At 63.8% G+C, this 22,401-nt stretch carries 10 protein-coding genes; all 10 read right to left on the bottom strand.

What is annotated here, in order from left to right:
- Positions 1-3: 3 nt before the first annotated feature.
- The gene (locus RCF13_RS25850; RefSeq protein WP_181357848.1) at positions 4-1,296 is read right to left on the bottom strand and encodes a hypothetical protein; all 1,293 of its coding nucleotides are present in this window, start codon (positions 1,294-1,296) and stop codon (positions 4-6) included.
- 225 nt (positions 1,297-1,521) lie between these two features.
- A complete protein-coding gene (locus RCF13_RS25845) occupies positions 1,522-1,890 on the bottom strand; it encodes a glycine zipper 2TM domain-containing protein (RefSeq protein WP_005415760.1) in 369 nt (122 codons plus the stop codon).
- Positions 1,891-2,056: 166 nt separating this feature from the next.
- Positions 2,057-4,279: a methyl-accepting chemotaxis protein gene (locus RCF13_RS25840; protein ID WP_134967865.1), complete on the bottom strand. Its 2,223-nt coding sequence runs from the start codon at positions 4,277-4,279 to the stop codon at positions 2,057-2,059.
- Positions 4,280-4,761: 482 nt separating this feature from the next.
- Entirely contained in the window at positions 4,762-5,133 is a 372-nt protein-coding gene (locus RCF13_RS25835) for a hypothetical protein (RefSeq protein WP_231352618.1), read from the bottom strand.
- On the bottom strand, positions 5,130-5,348 hold the full coding sequence (locus RCF13_RS25830; RefSeq protein WP_134967849.1) for a hypothetical protein: 219 nt from the start codon (positions 5,346-5,348) through the stop codon (positions 5,130-5,132). The genes RCF13_RS25835 and RCF13_RS25830 overlap by 4 nt, the downstream gene beginning before the upstream one ends.
- A gap of 1,022 nt (positions 5,349-6,370) precedes the next feature.
- Positions 6,371-6,742, bottom strand: coding sequence for a ribonuclease toxin immunity protein CdiI (gene cdiI / locus RCF13_RS25825; protein WP_141239355.1), 372 nt, complete (start codon positions 6,740-6,742; stop codon positions 6,371-6,373).
- Between the two features lie 470 nt (positions 6,743-7,212).
- Positions 7,213-7,596 (bottom strand): hypothetical protein, encoded by a 384-nt coding sequence (locus RCF13_RS25820; RefSeq protein ID WP_134967848.1) that lies wholly within the window; start codon positions 7,594-7,596, stop codon positions 7,213-7,215.
- A gap of 154 nt (positions 7,597-7,750) precedes the next feature.
- Entirely contained in the window at positions 7,751-8,113 is a 363-nt protein-coding gene (locus tag RCF13_RS25815) for a hypothetical protein (protein ID WP_134967847.1), read from the bottom strand.
- Positions 8,110-20,694, bottom strand: coding sequence for a hemagglutinin repeat-containing protein (locus RCF13_RS25810; RefSeq protein ID WP_231352617.1), 12,585 nt, complete (start codon positions 20,692-20,694; stop codon positions 8,110-8,112). The genes RCF13_RS25815 and RCF13_RS25810 overlap by 4 nt, the downstream gene beginning before the upstream one ends.
- Positions 20,695-20,715: 21 nt before the next feature.
- Positions 20,716-22,392: a ShlB/FhaC/HecB family hemolysin secretion/activation protein gene (locus tag RCF13_RS25805; RefSeq protein WP_231352616.1), complete on the bottom strand. Its 1,677-nt coding sequence runs from the start codon at positions 22,390-22,392 to the stop codon at positions 20,716-20,718.
- Positions 22,393-22,401: the final 9 nt, after the last annotated feature.

The following is a 22,401-nucleotide window of genomic DNA, read 5'->3' as shown; positions in this document are numbered from 1 at the left end:
GGTTCAGGGGTCCGGGGCGTACCAGAACGGGATGCGGAACGCGCGGCGCCGTCCGGCCCCCCGCTCGCCGCCTGCAGCATTCCACACCAGCTCCAGGTCATGGCGTCCGGGTGCGAGTCCCCGGGTAGGCAGGTACCCCACCAGGCCCCGCATATCCAGGTCACGCCGCTCCATGGGCACGAAGCCATGCAGGTCGACCGGGGTGCCGTCCAGCTTGACCAGCCAGAGCCGGGAAAGGCACTCCACTGCGGCATTGGCGGCCTGTTGCCCGGTGGCCTCATTGCGCGCGTCCGGAAGTGCGGTGCAATGCTGGCGCGCCAGCGGATTGTCGCGTTGCGGGCGATGCGGAATGAACAAACGAAGCTGCGCACCGCTGATCGTGTCCGACGGGATCATCGGGTACGGCAGCAGCTGGTCATGCGCCGAACGCATCGATTCGTAATGCGCACTCAGCATGCCGTGCTCAACCGCCGCTTCCGTGACGATCTGGTAACGGTTGAACAGCGAGAACTTCAACGACGCCATCACCTGCACGGCCGCCAGCAGCATCGCTACCAGCACCGCGAACAGGTAGGCCGCCATGAACGAGCGCGAGCGCAGGTTGCTCTGCATGGTCAGCTGCATGGTCTGCATCAGGCGCAACAGCGGAACCCGTTGCAGTGCCGCCAGCATGCCCTGCAGCAGTCGCTGCGGTCGCTCATGGGGCTGCCCGCGCGCCTGCCGCCGCGCCACGATCTTTTCCAGGATCCCGGGGGTAACAGCCAGCGCCAACATTGCGGCCAGCACGGTGCACAGGGCGAGCATGGCGACATGATCGGCGCCACCGGACAGCGCGCCGATCACCATCGACACACCAAGCGTCAGGACGGCCAATACCAGCGTGCCCGCCAATGTCTGTACGGCAAGCAGGGTGGTCGAGAACAGCATCGTCGCCAGCCGGTCGGCACGTTCGATGCTGCCATCTAGGCCTCCGTCCCGGGCCTGCAGGAAGGCGCGCGTGACCGCCCCCATTCTTGGCAGGCGCCCCCAGTCAATGCCATCGGGGAAATGCGACCTGAGGCCGATCAGCCCGATCCAGTAGCCGCGCACCGTGAGATGGATGATCAAGGCCACTGCCAGCACATAGCACATGCCGACACTGATGCTGAAACCGAACCAGAGCATCTGGAAGTACATGCCTTCGGTGTGCAGGCTGCTGCGCGCCCAGGCGTCGAACAGATAACCCGGCACGGCCAGCAGCGCGAACGCCAGCAGGCCCGAAATGAAGAGCTCGAGTTCATCGGTGCGATCACGCACCCGATGGGAATGGGCAGTCGCTTCCGGTATCGGGTCGTGCCTTGCGAGCGGTGCCGGTTGGGGAGCTGGAGCCGATTCGTTCACTGGACATTCATCCGTTGAGTCGGCGCAGTATAGGCACGACGCCGGAGTCAGCGATACAGGTCCGGAACGAAGAACGCCGGCGCGGGGCCGGCGTTCGAGTACTGCGATGTGTAAGGGGGAACGGGCGCTGCCGGCAACCGATCAACGATAGACGCGCTCGCAACGGCGCTCGACCACGCGGTCGCCGTTCTTCTGCTGGCTGTTGCCCTGGATCTGGCGACCGGCCGCACCACCGGCCACGGCACCGGCCACGGTAGCGAGCTTCTTGCCATTGCCGCCGCCCACCTGGTTGCCCAGTAGGCCGCCGATCACTGCGCCCGTGGCCGTACCCGCAATGCGGTTCGGATCGCGCGAGTTGCGCTGCACTTCCACGTTCTTGCAGACCACACGGCTGCCGTCGTTGAACTTGCGTCCCTCATCGCGCGGGCCATACGTCTGCGCGCCGGCCACCGACGAAGCCGCCAGCAGGGTGCCCAGCACAAGCAATCGGGTCGAGGTCTTCATGGCCATCTCCTGAGTTCCGGTATGGCGCAAGTCTCCTCCTGCGGTTGGCAACCGGAAGTGAAATGCGCGTGTCCGCCACCTCATCGGCCATAGCGCGTTCAGGAAGAAAATCCGCGCCCATCACGATCAGCCGTCGTGATGGGCGCCGTCTCCCTAATGGCGCGCCACGCCCCTAGAACTCTTCCCAACCACCGGCATTGGCCGCCAGTGTCGGCTCGATGCGCGGCGACAGTGCCGCCGGCCTGCGCACCGGAGTAACCGTCGCGGCCACCGCAGCCAGGGCCGGACGCACGGGTGCAGCCGCGGTTGCCGCACCGGTGCGGAACACCGATACCGCCTCGGCCAGCAGGGTGGCCTGCTCCGCCATGGAGCGTGCCGCCGCGCTGGCTTCTTCCACCAGCGCCGCATTCTGCTGCGTGGTTTCGTCCATCTGCACCACCGCCTGGTTGACCTGTTCGATGCCCGAGCTCTGCTCCTGCGACGCGGCAGAGATCTCGGCCATGATGTCGGTCACGCGCTGCACCGACGCCACGATCTCGCCCATCGTAGTGCCTGCCTGGCGGACCAGCGCCGATCCATCGGCGACCTTGCCGACCGAATCCTCGATCAGGCCCTTGATCTCCTTGGCCGCACCGGCCGAGCGCTGTGCCAGCGTGCGCACCTCACTGGCCACCACCGCAAAGCCCCTGCCCTGTTCACCGGCACGCGCGGCTTCCACCGCCGCGTTCAAGGCCAGGATGTTGGTCTGGAAGGCGATGCCGTCGATGACGCTGATGATCTCGGCGATCTTCTTCGACGAGGCTTCGATGGCCGACATCGTGGTGACCACCTGGCCGACCACCTCGCCGCCCTGCGAGGCGACACCGTGCGCGCCGATCGCGAGCTGGTTGGCCTGGCGGGCGTGCTCGGCGTTCTGCTTCACGGTGGAGGTCAGTTCCTCCATCGACGCCGCCGTCTCTTCCAGGTTCGCCGCCTGCTGCTCGGTGCGCCGCGACAGATCGGTGTTGCCCGAGGCAATCTCGCCTGCCGCCAGGTTGATGCTGGACGCGCTGGACTGGATGCGGCCGACAATCTGCTTGAGCTGATCGACGGTGGCATTGCAGTCATCGCGCATGCGGGCGAACACGCCGCGGAAGTCACCCTGCATGCGCACGGTCAGGTCACCGCGCGAGATCGCCTGCAGCAGCGTCGACACCTGCACCAGGTTCTCGTCGGTGGTCTGCATCAGGCAATTGAGCCCTGCCACCATGTCGCGGAAATCATAGGCGAAGCGATCTTCATCGCCGCGCAGGCTGAAGTCGCCTGCCGCGGCCGCTGTCGCCAACCGGCGGATCTCGCTGTTGATCGCCGACAGGCTGGTCTTGGTCTCGTCCATTGCCTGGGTGATCGCCGCCTTCTCGCCCGGCAGCGGATCCATGTCCACCGACAGGTCGCCCTGGGCGTAGTGCTTCATCACTTCGATCAGCCGGTTCTGCACCTGCACATGCGAGCCGACCAGCGCATTCGTCTCGTGCACCATGCGCCCGTAGTCGCCGGGGAAGGCACTCTCGTCCATGCGATAGCTGAGGCTGCCGGCATCGTGCTGACGGGCCAACTCGCCCTGCGCCGCCATCACCGACTGCAACTGCGCCTGCATGCGCTGCATCGATCTGAGCAGCTGCGTCACCTCATCGTTGCCGGACGCGTCGATGCTGTTGTCCAGCCGCCCGTTAGCGATGCCGTCGGCCAGCCTCACCGCGCCTTCCAGTGGGCGGGTCAGGCTGCGGGTGATCGCCCACGCGGCAAGCGAGCCCAGTACCAGGCTCAGCACGCCGAACACGATCGACAACGTGCCGGTCCAGGATTCGGTTGAACGGTATTCCTCGCGGCTGCGCGCGGTCAGTGTCTCCTGATGCCGCAGCAGGGTCGAGATCGTCTCGTTCCATGCGGTCGCCAGGCCGTGCTCGGCGAGCAGCTCCTTGGCCGCACCGTCAAAATCACCCGCCTTCATGCGCTCGTGCAGATGCTGGGTGGAGGCGTCGGTGGCCTTGCGTGCCGCGTCGATCTTCGCGACCAGGGTATCGCCGGTGGCGTCGCGCGGAATCTTGATGTACTTGGCCCAGATACCGTCGTAGGTCTGCGACAGTTCCTGCGCCTTCTGATAATCCTTGTCGAAATCCTCGCCGCGCTTGATCACCATCAGCCGGCGGTGCATCAACACCGCGTTGTTGGTATCCAGCATCTCGTTCAACAGCCGCATCTTCACCATGTTGACGTCCACCACTTTCGAGAACTGGGCGGACTTCAGATGGTTTCCGTACAGCGCCAGGCCGACGATGGCCACGATGAACAGCAGCAGCAATCCAAACCCGGCACCCAGCCGGGATCCCACTCGGAGGTTGCGTAAGGCGAGCATCTCAATTCCCTTGATCATGGCCGTATGATCGATGGCGGCGCAGGCAAGGGAAACTTGATAGGGCGATATTATTATATCGATCCAAAACTCTGGAACTGTGCAGACAGGTGTGAAAGCGGGCGACCCACGAGGGCGTTATATCCAGAAGGCATATCGCCACGTGTACCGAGAATAGGATAAGGCCGGGGCCTGCCGCCCCGCTATCTGGCATTACAGGGCAACAGGCCCCGGGAAGACCAGAGCCTTCCCGAGACTTGCCGCATAGACGCTCTCGAACTGGAAGGAGAGCACAAACTGGAACTCGCACGTCGCGGCGTAACGCTTGATGAAGTGGCATATTTCCTCCCAGGCGCTTTTAAACCCGGGGGGACGTCGGTGGTTCGGGTCCAACTTGCTGCCGATGAAGTAAGCGGCATAGGGCGCCAGCGCACCAACTACTCCTGCGCACCAAAAATTGGACCCAACAAAGAGACGACATGGCCCTAGCTACTAACTCCCCAGCCGTCACCCTCATAAGATAGTGGCGGGGCGTACTCCCCATCCCGAATCACCGGACACCAACCCATGCTGGCATAGAAGAACTGCAGATCAATAATATCATAGAGACCCAAACTCACCGGCCGAATCGTGATAAGCCCTCTCGCATAATGAGAGTACTTCCCGCCGGCGCCCGCAACCGCCCGCAGCGCCAGCTCCCGACGATCCCACTCCTCCATAACACCTGTGACTTCAGGACTGCTGTCGAAGATGACAACTTCAAAGCAATCAGCCACTTTACACAAGCACGGAATTCGCTCCTGATTTATCAGACCCTCAGAAGCAAGATTATCTGGAAAGCTAACCCTCAATTTCATTTTTGCACTCCCCTCGGAACTACAACATCACCTGAGAAATTTCTCTCGAACGTGGACAATGCACTGAAGTAATGAACACCATGAGGATCTCGAATAGCTACAACCTTGACACCGGCGCGCTCTGTCACACCATCGACCACGACAAAATGGGAGAACGTGGAACCTCCACTTGACAGGATCGCAAGATAAGCAGCCATCTCTTCGGTCTTCGTCATGACCGACGATTGATCGATAGCACACTGCATGTAGATGTCAGGGTGAAGAGATGATACATAGCCCCGCATCAAGCTCAACGTCGAAGATAGACCTCCAAAGTTGCCTCGAGGTTTCGCCGACTCTCGTCCATGAACCATCGATCGAGACCCTTGTCCATCACCTCTCCGACGGCTGTCATACCCGAAGCGAGGGCGACATTTTTAAGCTGACGATAAGCAAATTCTGCGTCCGCTCCCGGCGTGGGTCCAGCGACCCTGTCCTCAACCGCAACACCGTACTGTTCCCAGTATTGATCGACACGAGTCGCCCACTCGTGCTTCCAGTCGTCCTCTGAAGTAGCTGGAGAGGAGCGCATGCTCAGCTCAACAGCAGCACCGTACGCAAGCAGTTCACGGTCGCGTTATGCGTTCAACTCGTCATACGCACGTGTCACAGAGTCCTTGCAGGCTCGGACATCGCCCCCTTCTCCATCACACGCGGCCCGCTCGGACTCCATGAGTTCGATTTCCTGCCTGCCCAGCCAGTTGCCCGCATGGGTGCTGGCAATCGCCTCGCCCACCAGGGTTCAAGTGGCCGGCATCGACCTGGTAGCCGCCATTGCCCCAAACAGGCCGCTCTGCTGGCCGACACCCTAATAGCTGCCGCTGGCCTTTCCTGCACTGGCTGCAATAGCCATCGGAATTCCACTAGTAATAATCAGATGATGCCTGATTTTAATATTCAACACTACGTCTACCAGCTGAATTGATGAAGCGCCCATGCTACCTCGCTGTCAGTCCCCGCTCGTGACAATCGCATGCGGCAAGTTGCCCTGGGCAAATCGGGGAGCGCGGAACGCAAGCGATCAGTCATTCAAAGAACTCAGTAACCCCCTCCACTTCATACCCAAACCTTAAACTCCCGTCCGGATAGCAAACAACAAACCGCCCCTCCAGATCAGGGACATCACTGAAGTGATCTCCAACCAGCCACAGCGCCCGCATCAACGATGCTGCAATCATCAGCAGGGCCGCAGTCTGGATTAGCCATTTCCCAGCTCATTCCGGCACAGCATTGAGCGAACGTACTCAGCCGATCCCGGAGTTCTTTCTATATACTTGAGACATGCCATACCCAGGTATCGACTAAACTCTTCATCACTAACAATCACAACGTCCGGGTCATACTTGAGCCCATATGAAAATTCCACCCCAGAAAAGTGATCATCCACGTCGAAGCTACTATTATCTGGGAATCTACAGTCAACATCATCGGTGCCAAAACCCCAGCCCCTTGATAAACACTCGAGCATCTGAATAAACACTCCCGAAGAATAAATCCAATCAAAGTAAGCAAAAACCACCCAATCAGAATCCCTCTTATCCATCCAAGATCCAAACAACTGATCACTCATACCAACCTCACTTAGGGTGGAAATTTTTAACTACACCGGCATCATCGATGTACACAACGAAAGAGACGCCTCCCGCATTGGACTCATATATCCTCTTCCCCGCAGCAACAGCGTCCTTGTAACCCTTCACAGCAGCTTCCTGGCCGAGCACCAAAACCTTCCTATCTGACATTATAGGATGCGATCATCGGTCGCCGTGGCACCACGCAACGCGGTATCGCCCCCGGCCTTCATCGAGATGTTATTGCGCGCCTCGCATCTTCTGCAGGCGATCATTGGGATTTCGAGCCGCGTCGACGTTGATGATCGGATCGATCAACGGGGACTTCGCCCCCCACCCGTAGAACCGATCCCACTCAGCTTCACGTAGTACCCAACCCTTGTGAATCACCCTTGCCGCAATCGCCAGTGGTTGAAATCCCCTAAGAGATCAAGCCTAAGCCCTCACGGAGCGGCGATTCCCTTCCAGATCAGACAATGGAACTCCCCAAAGGGCCGCGCGCATCATCAGTGAAAAATCTAGTGTCCAGATCCTGCGCCGGCTCCATCCCTCCAAACACAGTGCGCGCTTCACTCAGCAACTTCAATTGCTGGAAATGCCGATGCAGCATAGGCATGGCCACGGCAACATTCGACCAATCCATGTCGAATGAAAAATCGAAAATTATCGTCCCGTCAACCTTAAAGACACGAATCAACAACGCTGGAATATAGACGGCAGATCCCAACCTAAAACCATTGATCATCTGGATCATGCAAGAGCTGCATGGGAAGCCGTCGACACTTCCTGCAAGCCAGTCGCCAATCGCTATCGGCTCGCCATCCAGCTCGGTCCGCGAGACGGAATCAGCCATGCGACCGATCGATTCCAGCACCGCGGACAGAACGCATCATTCATCAATAGCTCCCCCTCAGATCCCGTCAGCGACCGAATGGGTCAAGACCCTTGTCCATGTTTCGGATTCATCCTCCTTCGTCCGACGTCTCCGCCCCCAGCAGCACTTAGATCTACGGACTGAAATAACTACCATCTTCCAGCTTCCAGACAAAACCGCTAGGAACCCATCCATATCCAGGCTTGGCAACCCAGAACATGTCCGGATCCCAGTCCAACTCAGGCGGCCACGCCGCCATGAAACGCTCAATCTGCTCATTAACGGTACCACCCCAAAAACCATTCACATCTTCGAGCCTGGCCCTCCCCTCCCTCAAAACAGCACCCAACCCCCACCGGAAGAACTGCTTCCTTTCTTCAAACGAAAGACCCGGAAGATAGTCAAAACTATTCCACCAGATCACATCAACATCAAGAAGCTCCACCCTACCAATAAATTCCCTTGCATCAAGATCACCCAACCAGTTATTGATCACTTGAACTTAATCTCCACTCTTTTTGCCCTGATCCCATTCGGCGACATTATATCTATAGTCCACTTCGCACCAGTAACATTGCTCGAACTAGAACCATTTCTTAAATTTATACTCACACCATCCTTTCTGGTGAGAGTATAGACCTCAGCACTCGAACCCCTGATCATAACCGACTTAGGGAGGGGCAATGAATCAACACCACCCAATTGCATGAAATAGCTCTTTACAAGATTATCAGACGCCCCTTGAAATATTGGCGCATTAATACTATTTACGGGATCGGCGCGCATGAATTTCCCATCAATCGTTATTGTAAAATCCTTTGGCCTCAATGCAGGATCCGCAAACTTTGATATTATATCATTCATTAGATTGTTAGAATGAGCAACCGGATCACGACTTATTACCCCGCCGGAAATAAGACCCGTACCATTGATGTTGTCTGGCAGCATATTTACCGGCAACATCCCTTCAGACGCTAAATCCTTAGCCGTGTTACGCCCAGCGTTCTGACCAGAAGTCTCAACAACGTCTCGCAACGCACTTTTTCCTGCTGCTCGCGCAACAGTACTACCGCCAGCATATGCAGCAGTCGCGATGTCGACCACGGTCATAAATCGGGCATCGAATGCGTCGACACCGACCACCTCGAGGCCGGTCACGGGATTTATCCCTGTCCATGCACCTACGGTTTGCCCAAGCCCAATCAACGTATTCGCGAGAATTCGAGGACTGGTTCCGCTCCCCGGGATGAAGCGATCCATTAATGCGGAATTATCCAGTGCAGCATCTGCAAACAGATGCAAGGCACCCAGCTGAGTGGGTCTCATCCCAGGTTGCGTAAAGACTACGGACTGGATATCTTCCCCATGCCTCTGCCAATAGCGATTTTCAATCGCCGCCATCGCAGCGGGAGTGATTGCATACCCCTGTGCGACCAAGGCCTCTCTTGCCGCATTTACAAATCCGGCGTGATCGACATCGCGCTCATGGGAAAGATTCTCCAGCTTTCGTTGAACACTGCAACTCGCCTCGTCCCCATTCTTGCAACCTACTTTCGCTTCGTCGTACTGACGCCCTTCCTTCCTACTAAGCCAGTTGTTCTCAACCGAATTCTTGGCAATCCCCGCATTCAATGCGATCCCAGCCAGATCCTGCCCCGACAGCCCACCCGCCAGCGCTCCCACCGCTTGTGAAAGCGCCAGAACTGCCTCCCTTTGCTGCGGGCTGAGATTCGCGGGGTTGCCGCCGAACAAGGTGTCCGTCAGCAACTTCGCCGCCAACTCACCACCACCGGCCGCCAACGCCCCACTCCCCGCCTTGCCACCATTGGCCTCAGCCAACAGCGCGCCCAGCAGCGCGTGCGACAGCATCTGCATGGCCTCGCTAGGCACAGCACTCTGCTTGTTCGGGTCAAACGTCTTGCCGATCAGTTCAGCCGCATACGGCGCCAGCGCATTGGAACCCAGCTGACCCAGTCCCTGTCCTTCAACACCACCGACCAACGCGCTGGTCACTGCGCCGAGCGCGCGACCATAGACGCCATCAGGGGCCCACTTCTGCTGGGTCACCAGCGCATCGGGGTAGGATGCATCGAACGCGACAAGGCGCTTGAACTGCTCATCGGGAAGAAGCGCGTCGAACGCCCGTCTCTCTTCGGGACTCATCGGCTCCCGATACTTGTCCGTGATCTTTTTCGCATCCGCACTGCCAATATCCCAGGCAATCTGCTGGCTGGTGGCCATCACCGTCCCCGCCGCAGCCGCCATCGCCTGCTGGTCCGCCAGCAACTTGCTCGCATCCGGCAATGCATCCAGCGCACGATGTGCCCCACTGGCATCGGTGTTGATGCCCAGCTCCGCCGCCGACGTCTGCTTGCCACCGATGGTGATGTTGCCCTCGGTCAAGGTGGCAAGGGTGGAGCTGCTGTCGCTGCCCTTTTCCATCATCGGCAGGCCCGGACCACCTCGGGGTGCGGCCGTTCCCGGCTTGGGCGCCCAGCCATCCATCTGCCCGCCCGCACCACCACTGATGCTGCCGGAGCTGGCCGTGTAGTCCATGTGGTTCTGCAGGTCGGTGAACGTCAGCGAGCCCGCAGTCAGTTCACTGTTGCCTGCATTAGTGCTGGCAATCGCCCCGCCCACCAGGTTCACGTGGCCGGCATCGACGTGGTACCCGCCATTGCCGGCAAACAGGCCGCTCTGCTGGCCGACACCCTGATAGCTGCCGCTGGCCTTGCCAGCGCTCGCATACCCGTCGGCATTCCACGCGGTACCGAACGACACCTGCACGCGGCCACCCACCTGGCTGTTCCTGGACATGCTCTCGGCAATGTCCTGCAGCGACTCGATCGTCAGCGTGCCGCCGGTCTTGACGTCGATGCGATCAGCGGTCGCCGTGGCGCCACGCAGCGTGGTATCGCCCTCGGCCTTCATCGAGATGTTCTTGCCGGTCAGCGTGGTGTTCTGCCAGGTGCTGCTCTCGGCATTGGCCTTGCTGCTGCCAACACTGGCTTCGGCGTACACGTACACGCCGGTCTGCGCGCCCACCGAGACGCCCACGCCGACTTCGGCGCCGGCATTGCTGCTCTTGCTGCGGTCGGCCACATTCGCCTTGCCTGCTTCCAGCAGGATGTCGCCGGCCGAATCCAGGCTGAGGGTGTTGCCTGCACTCAGGTTGCCCTGCACCACATGGATGTCGCCCTGGGTGCTGGTGAGGTTGACGTTGCCGCCGCCCTGGATGGTGGAGCCACGCGAAACCATGCTGCTGCCATCTGCACTGCTGTTGGCGGTCTTGAAGCCGATGCCTGCTTCAGCACGGAACAGTTCGCCACTGCCGCCACGGCCGGACAGTGCCGAGATCGCACTGGCTGCCTGGTACGCGTTGGCGCCCGCCGCCATGCCCTGCATCTTCTGCAGGCGGTCATCGGACTGACGTGCCGCGTCCACGTTGTTGATCAGGTCGATCAACGGCGACTTCACCCGCGCGAACACGCCGATCTTCAGGTCCTTGTCGCTCTGCGAGTAGTGGCCGCTCTCGTCGGCGGTCAACAGCTCGATCTCGGCGGCGGTGATGTTCACATCCTTGGCGGCCACCACGTTGCTGGCCGTCTGCGTGTACTTGCCCCCGGCGGTCAGGTTCACGCTGCCGCCAAGGCTGCCGATGCTGCTGGCCACCTGTGACACCTGCGCGCTGTCGTCCTGGTGCTGCTCGCGGTGCCAGCCGGAGAACTTCTCTGTATCCGATATCTGTACCGTGCCGATCGCCTTGCTGTCCGACGTATTGGCGTTGCTGACCGTATCCTGCCCGCTGCGCACCAGCAGATCGCCGGCCGCACGGATGCTGACGTCCTTCTCGGCGGCGATGTTGGCCGCGGTCAGGCTGATGTTGCCTTCGGTGGTGGCCATGCGCACGCCGCCGCCAACGGACAGCTGCGTGCCAGTGATGGTGTCACTGCTACCGCTGCCCTGACTCTGCGAGTTGTTGGTACCGAACGGCAAGCCGCTGGTGTTGTTGGCAAAGCCCCAGCCCTTGCCATGGCTGCTGCTGTCGCTGCGCTCGGTGTTGTGGGCCACGTCGAACACGATGTCCTGGGTGGCCAGCAGCACAGCGTTGCCCTCGGCCGACATCTGTGTGCCCTGGCTGAGGATCGAGCCGCCGTTGGCAATCAACGTGAGATCGCCGCCTGCAGCCAACTGGCTGACGCGGGCATCACTGGTCGAATGGCTCTGTTCGCTGTTGGTGCGCTGGCTGCCGGCAGTCACCACGGTCGACGTGGTGGCCGCGCGCAGGCCGGAGGCGGCGCCTTCGGCGGTGCGGGTGATCCGCCCCATCGCCGAGCCACTATCGGCCATACCGTCGGTGGTCGAATCGCGGGCGCTGCGGTAGGCCTTGGTCGGGTCGTAGGTCACGCCCACCGAGAAGCCGCTGGACTTGCTGGCCTGACTGGATTGGCTGTCCGTGGTGTCCTGTCGCGCCAGCAGCGCAATCTCCTTGCCCACCAGTGTCAGGTTCTCGCCTGCGGCGACGTCCGACGCCTCGATCGTCAGTGTGTTGCCAGCATTGATCAGCACATTGCCGTCGCGCGAGGCGATCGCCGATCCCACCTGGGTGGTGGATTGCTCGGCGCGGGTGCTGCTGTTCTTCGCGCTGCTGTAGCCGACCGATGCCACGCCGTTGCCGAAGCCTCCGGTAACGCCGGATTTCTTTTTGCTCTCGCTGGACTCACTGCTGTGATGGTCCTCGGCGGCAGTGATCAGCACATTGTTGCCAGCCCCCAGAATCACGTTGCCGGTGGCATCGACCACCGCACCTACCGCAGTCAGATCGCGTCCAGCCGTGATGTTGATACGCTCGCCCTGGATCGCCGTGCCGATGGCATAGCTGTCGCTCGCGTCGACGCTGCGCGTGGTGGTGGTACTGGAGAGCGTCTTCTTTTTCTTGTCGTAGCTGTCCAGGCTGTAGTCGTGCGTCTCGTTGGCCGAGAGCAGGTTGACGTCGCGGCCCGCAGCCACGCTTACCGCGCCGTCATTGCTGTCGACCAACGCGGCTGTCAGGTTCACATCCCGGCCCGCGTTCAGCAGCAAATCTTCCCCGGCCTGCAATGTACTGCCCCGCACGGTCTCATCACTCTGGCTGATCTGCAGCGAGCTGCGCTTGCCCGCGTTCGCAAAATCCCGGCTCTCGCTGTCCACCAGCGCCTGGCTGTTGATGTCCCCACCGGCCTGCAATGCCAGACCGCCCGCCGCCTTGATCTGCGCGGCTGCCAGGTTGATGTCCTTGCCGGCCGCCAGCACCACATCGCCAGCGCCCTGCACTGACGTGGCAGCGTGTGTCGTCCTGCTGCTGCGCTGATGGTTGCGTTCATCGAAGGTGGCGTCGCGGCGTTCCTCCAGCGCAATCGCGCCAACATCCAGAGTGCCGCCTGCGGCCAGCTGGGTCAGACCGTCGGCGCCGGCGTTGCGGATCTGTGCGGCCTGCAGGCTGATGTCACCACCGGCCACCACCGACAGCATGCCGTCGCCACTGGGATTGGTTACATACAGACCGGCGACCCGATCGATGCGGTTGGTCTCGTACTGGTAGGTGCCACCGCCCTGCTGTGTCTCCACCGTGGAGGCCACCGTGACATTGCCCGCAGCCTTGACCGACAGCGCATCGCTAGCCGTCACGGCGGCACCGACAACGCGGATGTCCTTGTCCGACGACAGCCCGACGTACTGGCCGGAAATGCTGCCGCCCAGATGCTCGATGTTGCCGGCATCGATGGTCACCAGCTTGCGCCCGGCGATGTTGCCGGTGTTGACCAGGCCATTGCCCAGTTTGATATCGACATTGGCGCCGGCCAGCAGTGCACCGTTGCCGTCCAGGTCGCCCGGGCGCAGGCGCAGGTAGACCTGCGGCACCAGCGCGGTGGTGGTGCTGCCATCGACCAGGGTGACGGTCTGCTCGACCAGCCAGACGATGTCGCTGGTCAGCTGTGCCATCTGCGCTTCGGTCAGCGCCACGCCGGGGCGAAGGCCCCATTCGCTGGCGACCGTGGCACCGGCCTCCAGCAGCGCGCGGTACCGCGCCTCGTCACTGGCGTAGCCGTCGAGGAAGCGGCGACCGGTCAGCTGGCCGATCTGCTCGCGCACCAGCTTCTGCTCGTAGTACCCATCACCCAGCCGCTTCTGCACGGTATCGGGCGAGTAGCCCATCTGGCCCAGCAGGTGGTCCGAACTCAGCCAGGTCTTGTGGTCGGTGAAGCGCGGATCGGTCTCGACCAGATAGTGGCCGCCGTTGGGATTGACGTTGAACAGGCTGGCGCTCGGCGCGCGCGTGTCCGGTGCACCCATCGCGATGCGATCCGGCGATCCTCCACTGGCTGCGACCACGCGCGGCCCGGACGTACCGGTGTTGCCGCTCACGCCGCCGACGCTGCTCCCTTGCTGGGTACTGGCACCATCGGCCGCCTGTGCCAGCGCGCGTTCGGCACCGGTGCCGGCGGACTGGCCCGGCCCCTGCGCACCGCCATGACCCGGCCCATCCGGCAGCGCCGTGGGCCCCTGCACGTTGAGGTTGGCCATGGCCGAACCGTTCTGCACGTTCGGCGCGTTCCGTCCCTGGTTGAGGTTGCTCAGGTCACCGACGTCGATGCTCAACGAGCCGCCGCTGACAATGCTGCCGCCAATCTTACCGGTCACCTCGGAAATGGCCGGAGCACTCCAGGTCATCACATCCCCGCCGAAGGTGTGGCTGACGTTGGAGAACTGGTGCGTGCGATACAGCGTGGCCGCCAGGTTCTCCACCTTTGCCGCGCCGGTCAGGCCGATGATGTCCAGATCGCCGCCGGCGGCAATGCTGCCGTAGTGGTTGCGCAGGTCATCGCTGCGGATGCGCATCGCACCGCCTGACCGGATGACCGCATCGGCACCGACGCTCGGCTGCAACACATCTTCGGTCACGGTGCGCGTGGCCAGGCGATACTGCTCGTTGGCACTGGTGGAGTTGCCGCCCGCAAACTGTGGGCTGGTCAGAATGCGGTCGGGATCGTAGTCCTTGTAGGTCCACAACTGCACGCAGTTGGTCGTACAGGTGCCATACGCTGACGAGTAGGTGAGTTTGTCATCGACGTAGCGGAATGGCGGCGAATCGGGATGCAGGGTGGCCAGCTCGGCAAACGGATCGTCGGCACCAGCGGCAACCTGGTCCGGATTGACCTGGTTGTCCTGGCGGCCGACGTAGTACATCACCACCGTGCCGTCCTGCACGTTCAGCCGCGCACGCTCACCCAGCGCGGCATACAGCCCACCGCGCCCGAAGAAGTAGGCACTGGTCTGCGCGGTCAGTCGTACCACCGCACGGTGCACGGTGAAGCCATCCGGCGTGATGTGCGGCGTGTCTTCGAGGATATCGGCTGGGTCGAGGTAGTACACCTCGTGCGCGGAATAATGGCTGGTGCTGCGAATGTCCTCGGTGCCATTCTTGCCGTTGCGCCACCAGGCGGGTCGCTCCATGCGCACCGGAGCGTTCAAGGTGGTGGTCTGTGTGATGACCACGTTCTCGCGGATGTTGTTGACCACCTGCGCATCGATGGACAGGTTGCCGGTGACATCGATGACCGAGCTGATGTTGTCGATCCGCCCGGCAATGCCGCTGGCGATGCGATCGGCACTCAGCGTGCCGCCAATGGCAGCATCACCGCCGCTGTAGATCAGGCCCTTGCCGGTGTTCTGCAGCTCGCGCACGCCCAGGTCCAGGCGCTCGCGTGCAGCCACGGTGCCGACGCGGGTGGCACCACCGGCCTCTTCGGCGCGGTTCTTCAGCACGCCGGTGGAGATCGCCACGCGATCACCGTAGATGCGCCCGGTGCCGAGATTATCGATTTCGCCGGCCTCCAGGTGGGTCAACGCGCCATCGATCAGGCCGCGGTTGGTCAGCTGTCCACGGGCGTTGAGGTGGGTCGTGCCCTGGCTGGAGATCTCGCCTGACGCGGCATTGGTGATGTTCTGGGCGTTGAGGTCGAGGTTGCCACCGCGCACCACACCCTGGTTGTCGAGGTCGCCGGACAGGTTCAGCGACAGCGTACCGTTGGCGATCCATTCGCCACGATGGCGCATGCCCTGCTGCAGGGTGAGGCCGAGGTCCCGCTGCGCATGCACCTGGCCGTCTTCGCTGAGCGCACGTGCGACCAGGGTCTGGCTGCCATCGGCGCGCAGCAGGCCGCCGCTGTTGCCGACGTTGTCCGCCTGGCTGTCCAGGTTGCCGCCGGTGCTGATCACGCCGCCGGTGTTCTGCAGCTGGCCGTTGATCTGCAGCCGCGCACCGCCATCGGTGACGATCTGGCCTTGGCTGTTGTCCAGCCACTGTGCACCGAACTGCAGCTGGCCCGCCTGCAGGCCACGCGTGCCGTCGCCGCCACGGGTGTTGCGGTTGTCCACGCTGGCGGCCGTGAGGGTCAGCAGCTGGCCGGCCGCGATCGCGCCGTCGGCGTTGTCCAGGTGCCCGCCCAGGGTCAGGTCGAGGTTGCGCCCGGCCTGCACGCGACCACTGGCATTGGCCAGGCTCGCCGCCTGCAGCGACAGTTTCGCGGTGCTGGCAAGTGTTCCACCGGAACTGTTGTCGACGCGGGCCAGCAGCAAGCGCGCATCGCCTTGTGCATTGACTGCGCCGCCACGGTTGTCCAGCACGCCACCATCCAGCTGCAGCTTCCCGGCCGCCAGCAATCCACCGCTGCCGGCGGTGGTGCGGTTGTCGATGTCCTGCCCGGCCGTGTTGATGGCCAGGTCGGCCGCCGACTGCACGCGACCGCCCTGGTTGTCCATCGCGCCACTGCGAACGCTCAGCGCGCCCTTCTGCGTGCCCAGCGTGCCGGCGCGGTTGTCCAGCCGCTGGCCGCGGGTATCGATGTCCAGCTGGCCGCCCAGCAGCGTGCCGCGCTGGTTGAGCAGGCCGTTGCCCTGCAACTGCAGCCGTTCGCCGGCCTGCATCGCGCCGTCGCTGTTGTCCACGCCTGCCGCCGTGGTCACCGCCAGGTCCTGGCCAGCGACCAGGGTGCCGTGGCGGTTGTCGAGACTGCCGGCGCCGAGGGTCATCGTGCCGGTGCTGGACAGCAGGCCCTGCTCGCCATTGTCGAGGCGACCGTCAACGCCCAGCACCAGCGCGCTGCCGCCCGCATGCACGGTGCCGCCCTGGTTGCCGAGGCTGGCCGCGGTGACCGTGCCGGCACCGCCGAGCAGGATGCGGCCCTTCTGGTTGTCCAGCGCCTGGCCGATCGCCAGCGTGGAGTGACCCGCGCCTGCACCCTGCAGCGTGCCCTGTGCATTGATCAGCTGCTGCGCGGTGACAGCCAGCGCGCCATTGCTGGCCAGCGATCCACCGCGATTGTCCAGCACACCCTGTACGCGCAGGCGCAGCGCGTCTTCACCGGTTGCGGTGAGCGTGCCACCGGCGGTGGTCAGGGTATCGGCGCTGATGTCGACGCGGCGCGCCGAGGTGGTTGCCGCGGTCAGATCGAGGTTGGCGCCGTCCAGCGCGAAGCTGCCATTGCTGAGCACGCTGCCGCCGTTGCCCAGCAGGGTCTTCGCCGAGACCTGCAGCTGGCCGCTCCCCGCGTGCTGGATCCTGCCTGCACGGTTGTCCAGCGCCTGTGCCAGCAGGGCCAGGTCGCCATTGCTGGCCAGCGTGCCACCGGCATTGCCCAGCGTCGTGGCCTTGATGCGACTGGCGCCTTCGCCGCTGGCGATGATGCGGCCACCGGCGTTGTCGAGCGTAGTGGCCTCAAGGTCGAGACGATCGGCGCCCAGCGTCGCGTCACGATGATCCACGTCGCCAGCACGCAGGGTCAGCGTGGCCGAGGAGACCAGCGTGCCCTTGCTGCCGTCCAGGCGGCCGGTGGTGATGTCCAGGCCCTGGTTGCCGGCCTGGCGGATGCTGCCGCCACTGTTGTCCAGCCGTGCGGAAGTGACCGTCAGGCGATTGGCATTGCTGGCGATCGTGCCTTCGTGGTTGTCCAGCGCAGCGACGATCTGCAGCGTGCTGTCAGCCGTTCCGGCGCCGCTGAGCGTGCCCGTGCGGTTGATCAGTTCACCAGCCTGCACATCCAGTGCCCCATTGCCGGCGATCGTGCCGCCACTGTTGTCCACGCCCTGCGCCACGTGCAGCCGCAGCGCGTCGCTGCCGGTCGCGCTGAGGTTGCCGCCAGTGTTGTCCAAGCGCTGCGCATCGATGGCAATGCGCTCTGCCTGGGTAGTGCTGCCGGCCCCCAGCAGCAGGTCGCCGCCCTCAAGTTCCAGCGCCGACTGGCTGAGGATGCGGCCGCCCGCACCCTGCAGGCTGTCGGCGCGGATCTGCAACGTACCGCCGCCGGCGTGTTCGATTGCACCGCTGCGGTTGTCCAGGCTTGCCGCCTGCAGCCGCAGATCACCGGTACCGGCCACGCGGCCACCGTTGCTGTTGTCCAGCAGCTCGCGGGCCAGCACCTGCAATGCAGCGCTGCCTGCGGCCAGTACCTTGCCGCCCTGGTTGACCAGGCTGTCGGCCTGCAGCTGCACCTGGCCATTGCCGGATATCGCGCCGCCCGTGTTGTCCAGGGAGTCGCGTACCGTCAGCACCAGACCTTGCGTGCCGGCCGACTGCAGCGTGCCCTTCTGGTTGTCGATGCGACCGGCGGCGATGCGCAGGCCGCCGTTACCGACGATCTGGCCGCCCTGGTTGTCGAGCGCATCGCGCACGTCCAGCGCCAGCGCCGAGACACCCTGCGAAACGATCTGGCCCTGGCGGTTGCGCAGTGCCCCGGCGTGGATCTGCACACTCTGCGCCGATGTCGTACCGCCACTCACGTCCAGCTCGCCGCCGGACAGCACCAGCGCGCCGTTGCTGAGCAGGCGCCCTTCGCTGCCACGCAACGTATCGGCCTGCACGCTCAGGGTGCCGGTGCCAGCCTGCTGAACCAGGCCGTTGCTGTTGTCCAGCGTGGTCGCGACCAGTGCCAGATCGCCGTTGCCGGCCAGCGTGCCGCGGGCACGGTTGTCCAGCGTCGTGGCCTTCACCGAACTGGCCCCGCTACCCAGCGACAGCAGGCTGCCGCCCCGGTTGTCCAGCGTCGCGGCCAGGATGTCGAACCCGGCCGCACTGAGCGAACCGCTGCGCAGATCGGCGTTGCCGGCCGACCATTGCAGGCGGCCCAGGGTACTGAGTCGCCCACCACTGCCGGCCCAGTCGCCCGTAACCAACGCGAGACCATCGCCACCGGCATGTTCGATGCGGCCACCGGCATTGCCGACCTGGCCTGCACGCAAGGCCAGCTGCGTGGCATTGGTGGCCAGCAGACCACCGTCGTTGTTGAACAGGCCCTGCACCGTCCACGACGATGCCGCCTTGCCGGCGTGCCGCAGTTCACCCCCGCGGTTGTCGAGCGACTGCGCATCCAGCCACAGGTCGCCGGCCACGCTCAGCGCACCCTTCTGGTTCGACAACAGGCCCACCTGCAACGCGGCATCGCCATGCACCTGCAGCATGCCGCCGTCATTGCGCAGCTCCCCCCCGGCCTGCAGCGCGCTCACGCCCAGGCGACCGCCGCTGTTGTCGAGACCGTTGCGTGCGGCCAGTGACACCGCGCCGCCGTTGCTGATGCTGCCGCCGTCGTTGTCCAGCGTACCGGCGATGGCGATCAGGCCCTCGGCCAGGGGCAGCTCCGGCGACGTCGGCGTGCCCGCCGAGCCGCCATTGCCGCCTCCGGTTCCCGGCGTTCCCGGCGTGCCGGTTCCGGGTGTTCCACCGCCATTGCCGGGCGACGTGCCGCTGCCAACGCTGCTCCCGTTACCACCTGACGCTACGGCATCCAGTGCACCCAACAGGCCATTGCTACGGTTGCTGGCTGCGTCGGCCTTGAGCGCCAGCGCTTGCGCGCCGGTCTGTTCAATGGCGCCGCCATGGTTGCGCAACCCGTGCGCCTCCACCTGCAGGCGCTGTGCATTGAGCGTGCCGCCGCTGTTGTCCAGCGTGCCACCGGCGGTGATCGCAACTTCGCGCGTGGCCGCGATGGTGCCGCCATTGGCAAGATCGCCACTGGCCTGCACGCGCACGTTCTGCCGCGACTGCAGGGCGCCGGTGTTTTCCAGCCGGCCATCCACCGTCACCACCAGCTCGCCGGCCTGTGCGCCAATGCTGCCGGCATTGCGCACGCCCACGCCGTGCTCGTTGCCGACCAGCCAGATCTTGTTGGCGAACATGCCGCCCAGCGCGCCAACGTCCAGCGCGAAGGCCGGTGCCTCGCCGCTGGCCGCGGTCGCGCTGGCCTGACTGTGGTCGGCACTGACCACGTTGTTGCCCAGCGTCGCCTGCAGCTGGTTGGCCCAGATGCCGGCGTTGACCTGCAACGAACGGGTGATCAGGTCGGTGTAGTCGGCGCGGCTGGTGTCCAGGCCCTGACCATCGATCTGGATCGCGCCCCCTGTGACGCGATATCCCTCAAGTGCGCCTGCACCCGTGAACATCGGCGTGCCGGTGGTCAGGGTCACGCGGCTGGCGTTGAGGAAGCCGCCGCCGTTGACCTGGATGCCGGCCGGGTTGGCAATGATCACCTCGGCGCGCTGCCCGGCCACTTCCACGTAGCCGTTGAGCCGGCTGGCCGGACCGTTCACTTCATTGAGGATGACCCGCGCACTGCCGGTGGCAAGCCACGGATTGCCCTGCACCCAGCCACCCAGCTGCGTCTGCACCTGGCCGCGGGCGTTGTTGAGGATGACGCCCTCGCGTCCGACATCGAACTGCGAATAGCGGTTGCGCGACACACCCGCCGCCGACGGCGTGGTGATGTTCACCATCGGCACGCCATTGGGGGCCGTCACCATCGTCGGCCGTTCACGGCCCGGCGCATTGGGGTCGGAAATGATGCGCGCATCGGATTGCGCCAGCGCAGGGGGTACCAGGCTGACCCAGCCCAGTGAGCACATCAGTGCGAAGCCCAGGGGCGACAGCGCGGCGCTCTGCCGGCCCGGCACATGGCCGACCAGGCCACCGCCCCCCTTCACCAGCTCCGACGCCACCTGCCAGACGCGCAGCGCGCGGTTGAAAACCAGACGATAGATAGTGTTCATGTCACGTGTCCTTGTGGCAGATCAGTAGCGCCAGGCCAGGCTGAAGCCGAATGTGGTGTAGTCGGTGGGGAAATGGGCGGGCTTGTGCAGTGCCGAACCCACGAAGCCATCCCAGGAAAGCTGCTGCCAGCCGCCGCGCAGGCCCAGCGCCATGCCCGCCAGGTCACGGCCGGACTGCCACTGCGCGGATGGGCCGCCGATGCGGCCGTAGTCGGCGGCGACGTAGAACTCCTGGCCACCGCCGATGCCCAGCGAAAGATCGTTGCGCAGCGACCAGCCGCGCTCACCGCTGAGCGAGCTTTCACCATCGAAACCGCGCACGGTATAGCGGCCGCCGATGGCGAAGCGGTCCTGTGGCGAGAGCGGCGTGCGGTTCCACTGTGCCCGCCATGCGGCGGTGTAGCGCAGGCGCTGCCTGCCCAGCTGGAACGGCACGCTGAACTGCGCGTCGGCGGTGATCAGCTTCATCCGCGAGGTCCCTTCCAGCGGCAGCGTCGGATCCCACTGCTGCGCCATCTCTTCTGGCGAGCGCAAGGCGTGGAAGGCCCCCGTGCCACGCCGGTAGGCCACGCTGGCATCGAGCGTGGCGTTGCCGATGAACTGCTTGTGGGTCAGGCCCAGTTCCCAGCCCGCGGTGCGGCGACGCTGTACTTCGATCTCGGTATCGTCGATGTAGTTCTTCGACTCTCGCTGCCAGCCGCGCGCGTAGGCGCTGAACTTGACCTTGGCATTGCGCAGCAACAGCCGGTCTACCCGCGCTTCGGCGTTTTGGCTGCGGCCGCTGTAGTCATAGCGTTCAAAGGCACCAACCACGTTCTGGCTGTAGTCGTAAGCGCTGGCGGTGGCACCGAACAGCCAATACCCGTAGGGCACGTCGTAGTGCGCGGTCCAGCTGTTGGTGTCCTTGCCTCGGCCATTGAACACGCCACGGCCGGCGCTGATGTAGAACAGCTCGTTCAGGCCCAGCGGATTGTCCAATGACAGCGTGGCATTGGCCTGCAGCTTGCCGGTGCCACGGCTGCCGGCATCGTCCAGGGTGACGCTGGCGCGTACCGGTGAACGCTGCGTCCAGTCGATCTGCAGGTCGCTCTGGCCCGGCGCCGCGCCCTCGCCGTCGGCCGGCGCGATCTTGATGTCGGCGCTCACGGTGGGCACGCGCTGCAGGTTCTCCAGCCCCTGCTCGATGTCACGCAGGTTGAGCAGGCCGCCGCTGCGGATCGGCAGTGCATTGGCGAGGACCGGATGCCGTCCCTGCGGGTCGGAGAACACGGCCTCGCGGAACCGGCCTGGCACCACCGACAACGTCAGCGTGCCCTGGTTGAGGTCCTGCGGTGCCGACAGCACCCGCGTGGTGACATAGCCGCGGGCGATGATCGCGTTCTGCACGCGCTTCATCACCACGTTGATGCCTTCGGTCCCCAGGCAACGGCCTGTGGCCGGATCGTCCGCCGGGTCGGCGGCCGCCAGTGCCCAGCCGAAGCGCTGGCTGTCCTCGCCTTCCAACACGATGCGATCGATGCGCACGCAGGGGTGCTCCTGCGCCGGCAGGCGGTCGCCCTCCTTCTGCGCGTTCCGCTCCAGGCGGACGTCGGGGCGTTGTTCCTGCTGCTCGCGCAGCACGCGTTCGCGTTCCTGTTGCCTCAGCAGTTCCTGCGCGGCTGGATCACCGGCCTGCTGGGCGGCAACACCGAAGGTCATGCCAAGCAA

Origin of the sequence: Stenotrophomonas maltophilia group sp. RNC7, from assembly GCF_030910085.1 — a bacterium.
In the GTDB taxonomy this organism is placed as follows: domain Bacteria; phylum Pseudomonadota; class Gammaproteobacteria; order Xanthomonadales; family Xanthomonadaceae; genus Stenotrophomonas; species Stenotrophomonas sepilia.
This window is presented reverse-complemented; position numbering and strand designations above follow the sequence as displayed.

Bases quoted from the DNA above. Each gene is read 5' to 3' on its own strand.
- RCF13_RS25845 (WP_005415760.1), bottom strand. From the start codon at position 1,890: ATGGCCATGAAGACCTCGACCCGATTGCTTGTGCTGGGCACCCTGCTG.
- RCF13_RS25840 (WP_134967865.1), bottom strand. From the start codon at position 4,279: ATGCTCGCCTTACGCAACCTCCGAGTGGGATCCCGGCTGGGTGCCGGG.
- RCF13_RS25835 (WP_231352618.1), bottom strand. From the start codon at position 5,133: ATGAAATTGAGGGTTAGCTTTCCAGATAATCTTGCTTCTGAGGGTCTG.
- RCF13_RS25830 (WP_134967849.1), bottom strand. From the start codon at position 5,348: ATGACGAAGACCGAAGAGATGGCTGCTTATCTTGCGATCCTGTCAAGT.
- cdiI (WP_141239355.1), bottom strand. From the start codon at position 6,742: ATGAGTGATCAGTTGTTTGGATCTTGGATGGATAAGAGGGATTCTGAT.
- RCF13_RS25820 (WP_134967848.1), bottom strand. From the start codon at position 7,596: ATGGCTGATTCCGTCTCGCGGACCGAGCTGGATGGCGAGCCGATAGCG.
- RCF13_RS25810 (WP_231352617.1), bottom strand. From the start codon at position 20,694: ATGAACACTATCTATCGTCTGGTTTTCAACCGCGCGCTGCGCGTCTGG.
- RCF13_RS25805 (WP_231352616.1), bottom strand. From the start codon at position 22,392: ATGACCTTCGGTGTTGCCGCCCAGCAGGCCGGTGATCCAGCCGCGCAG.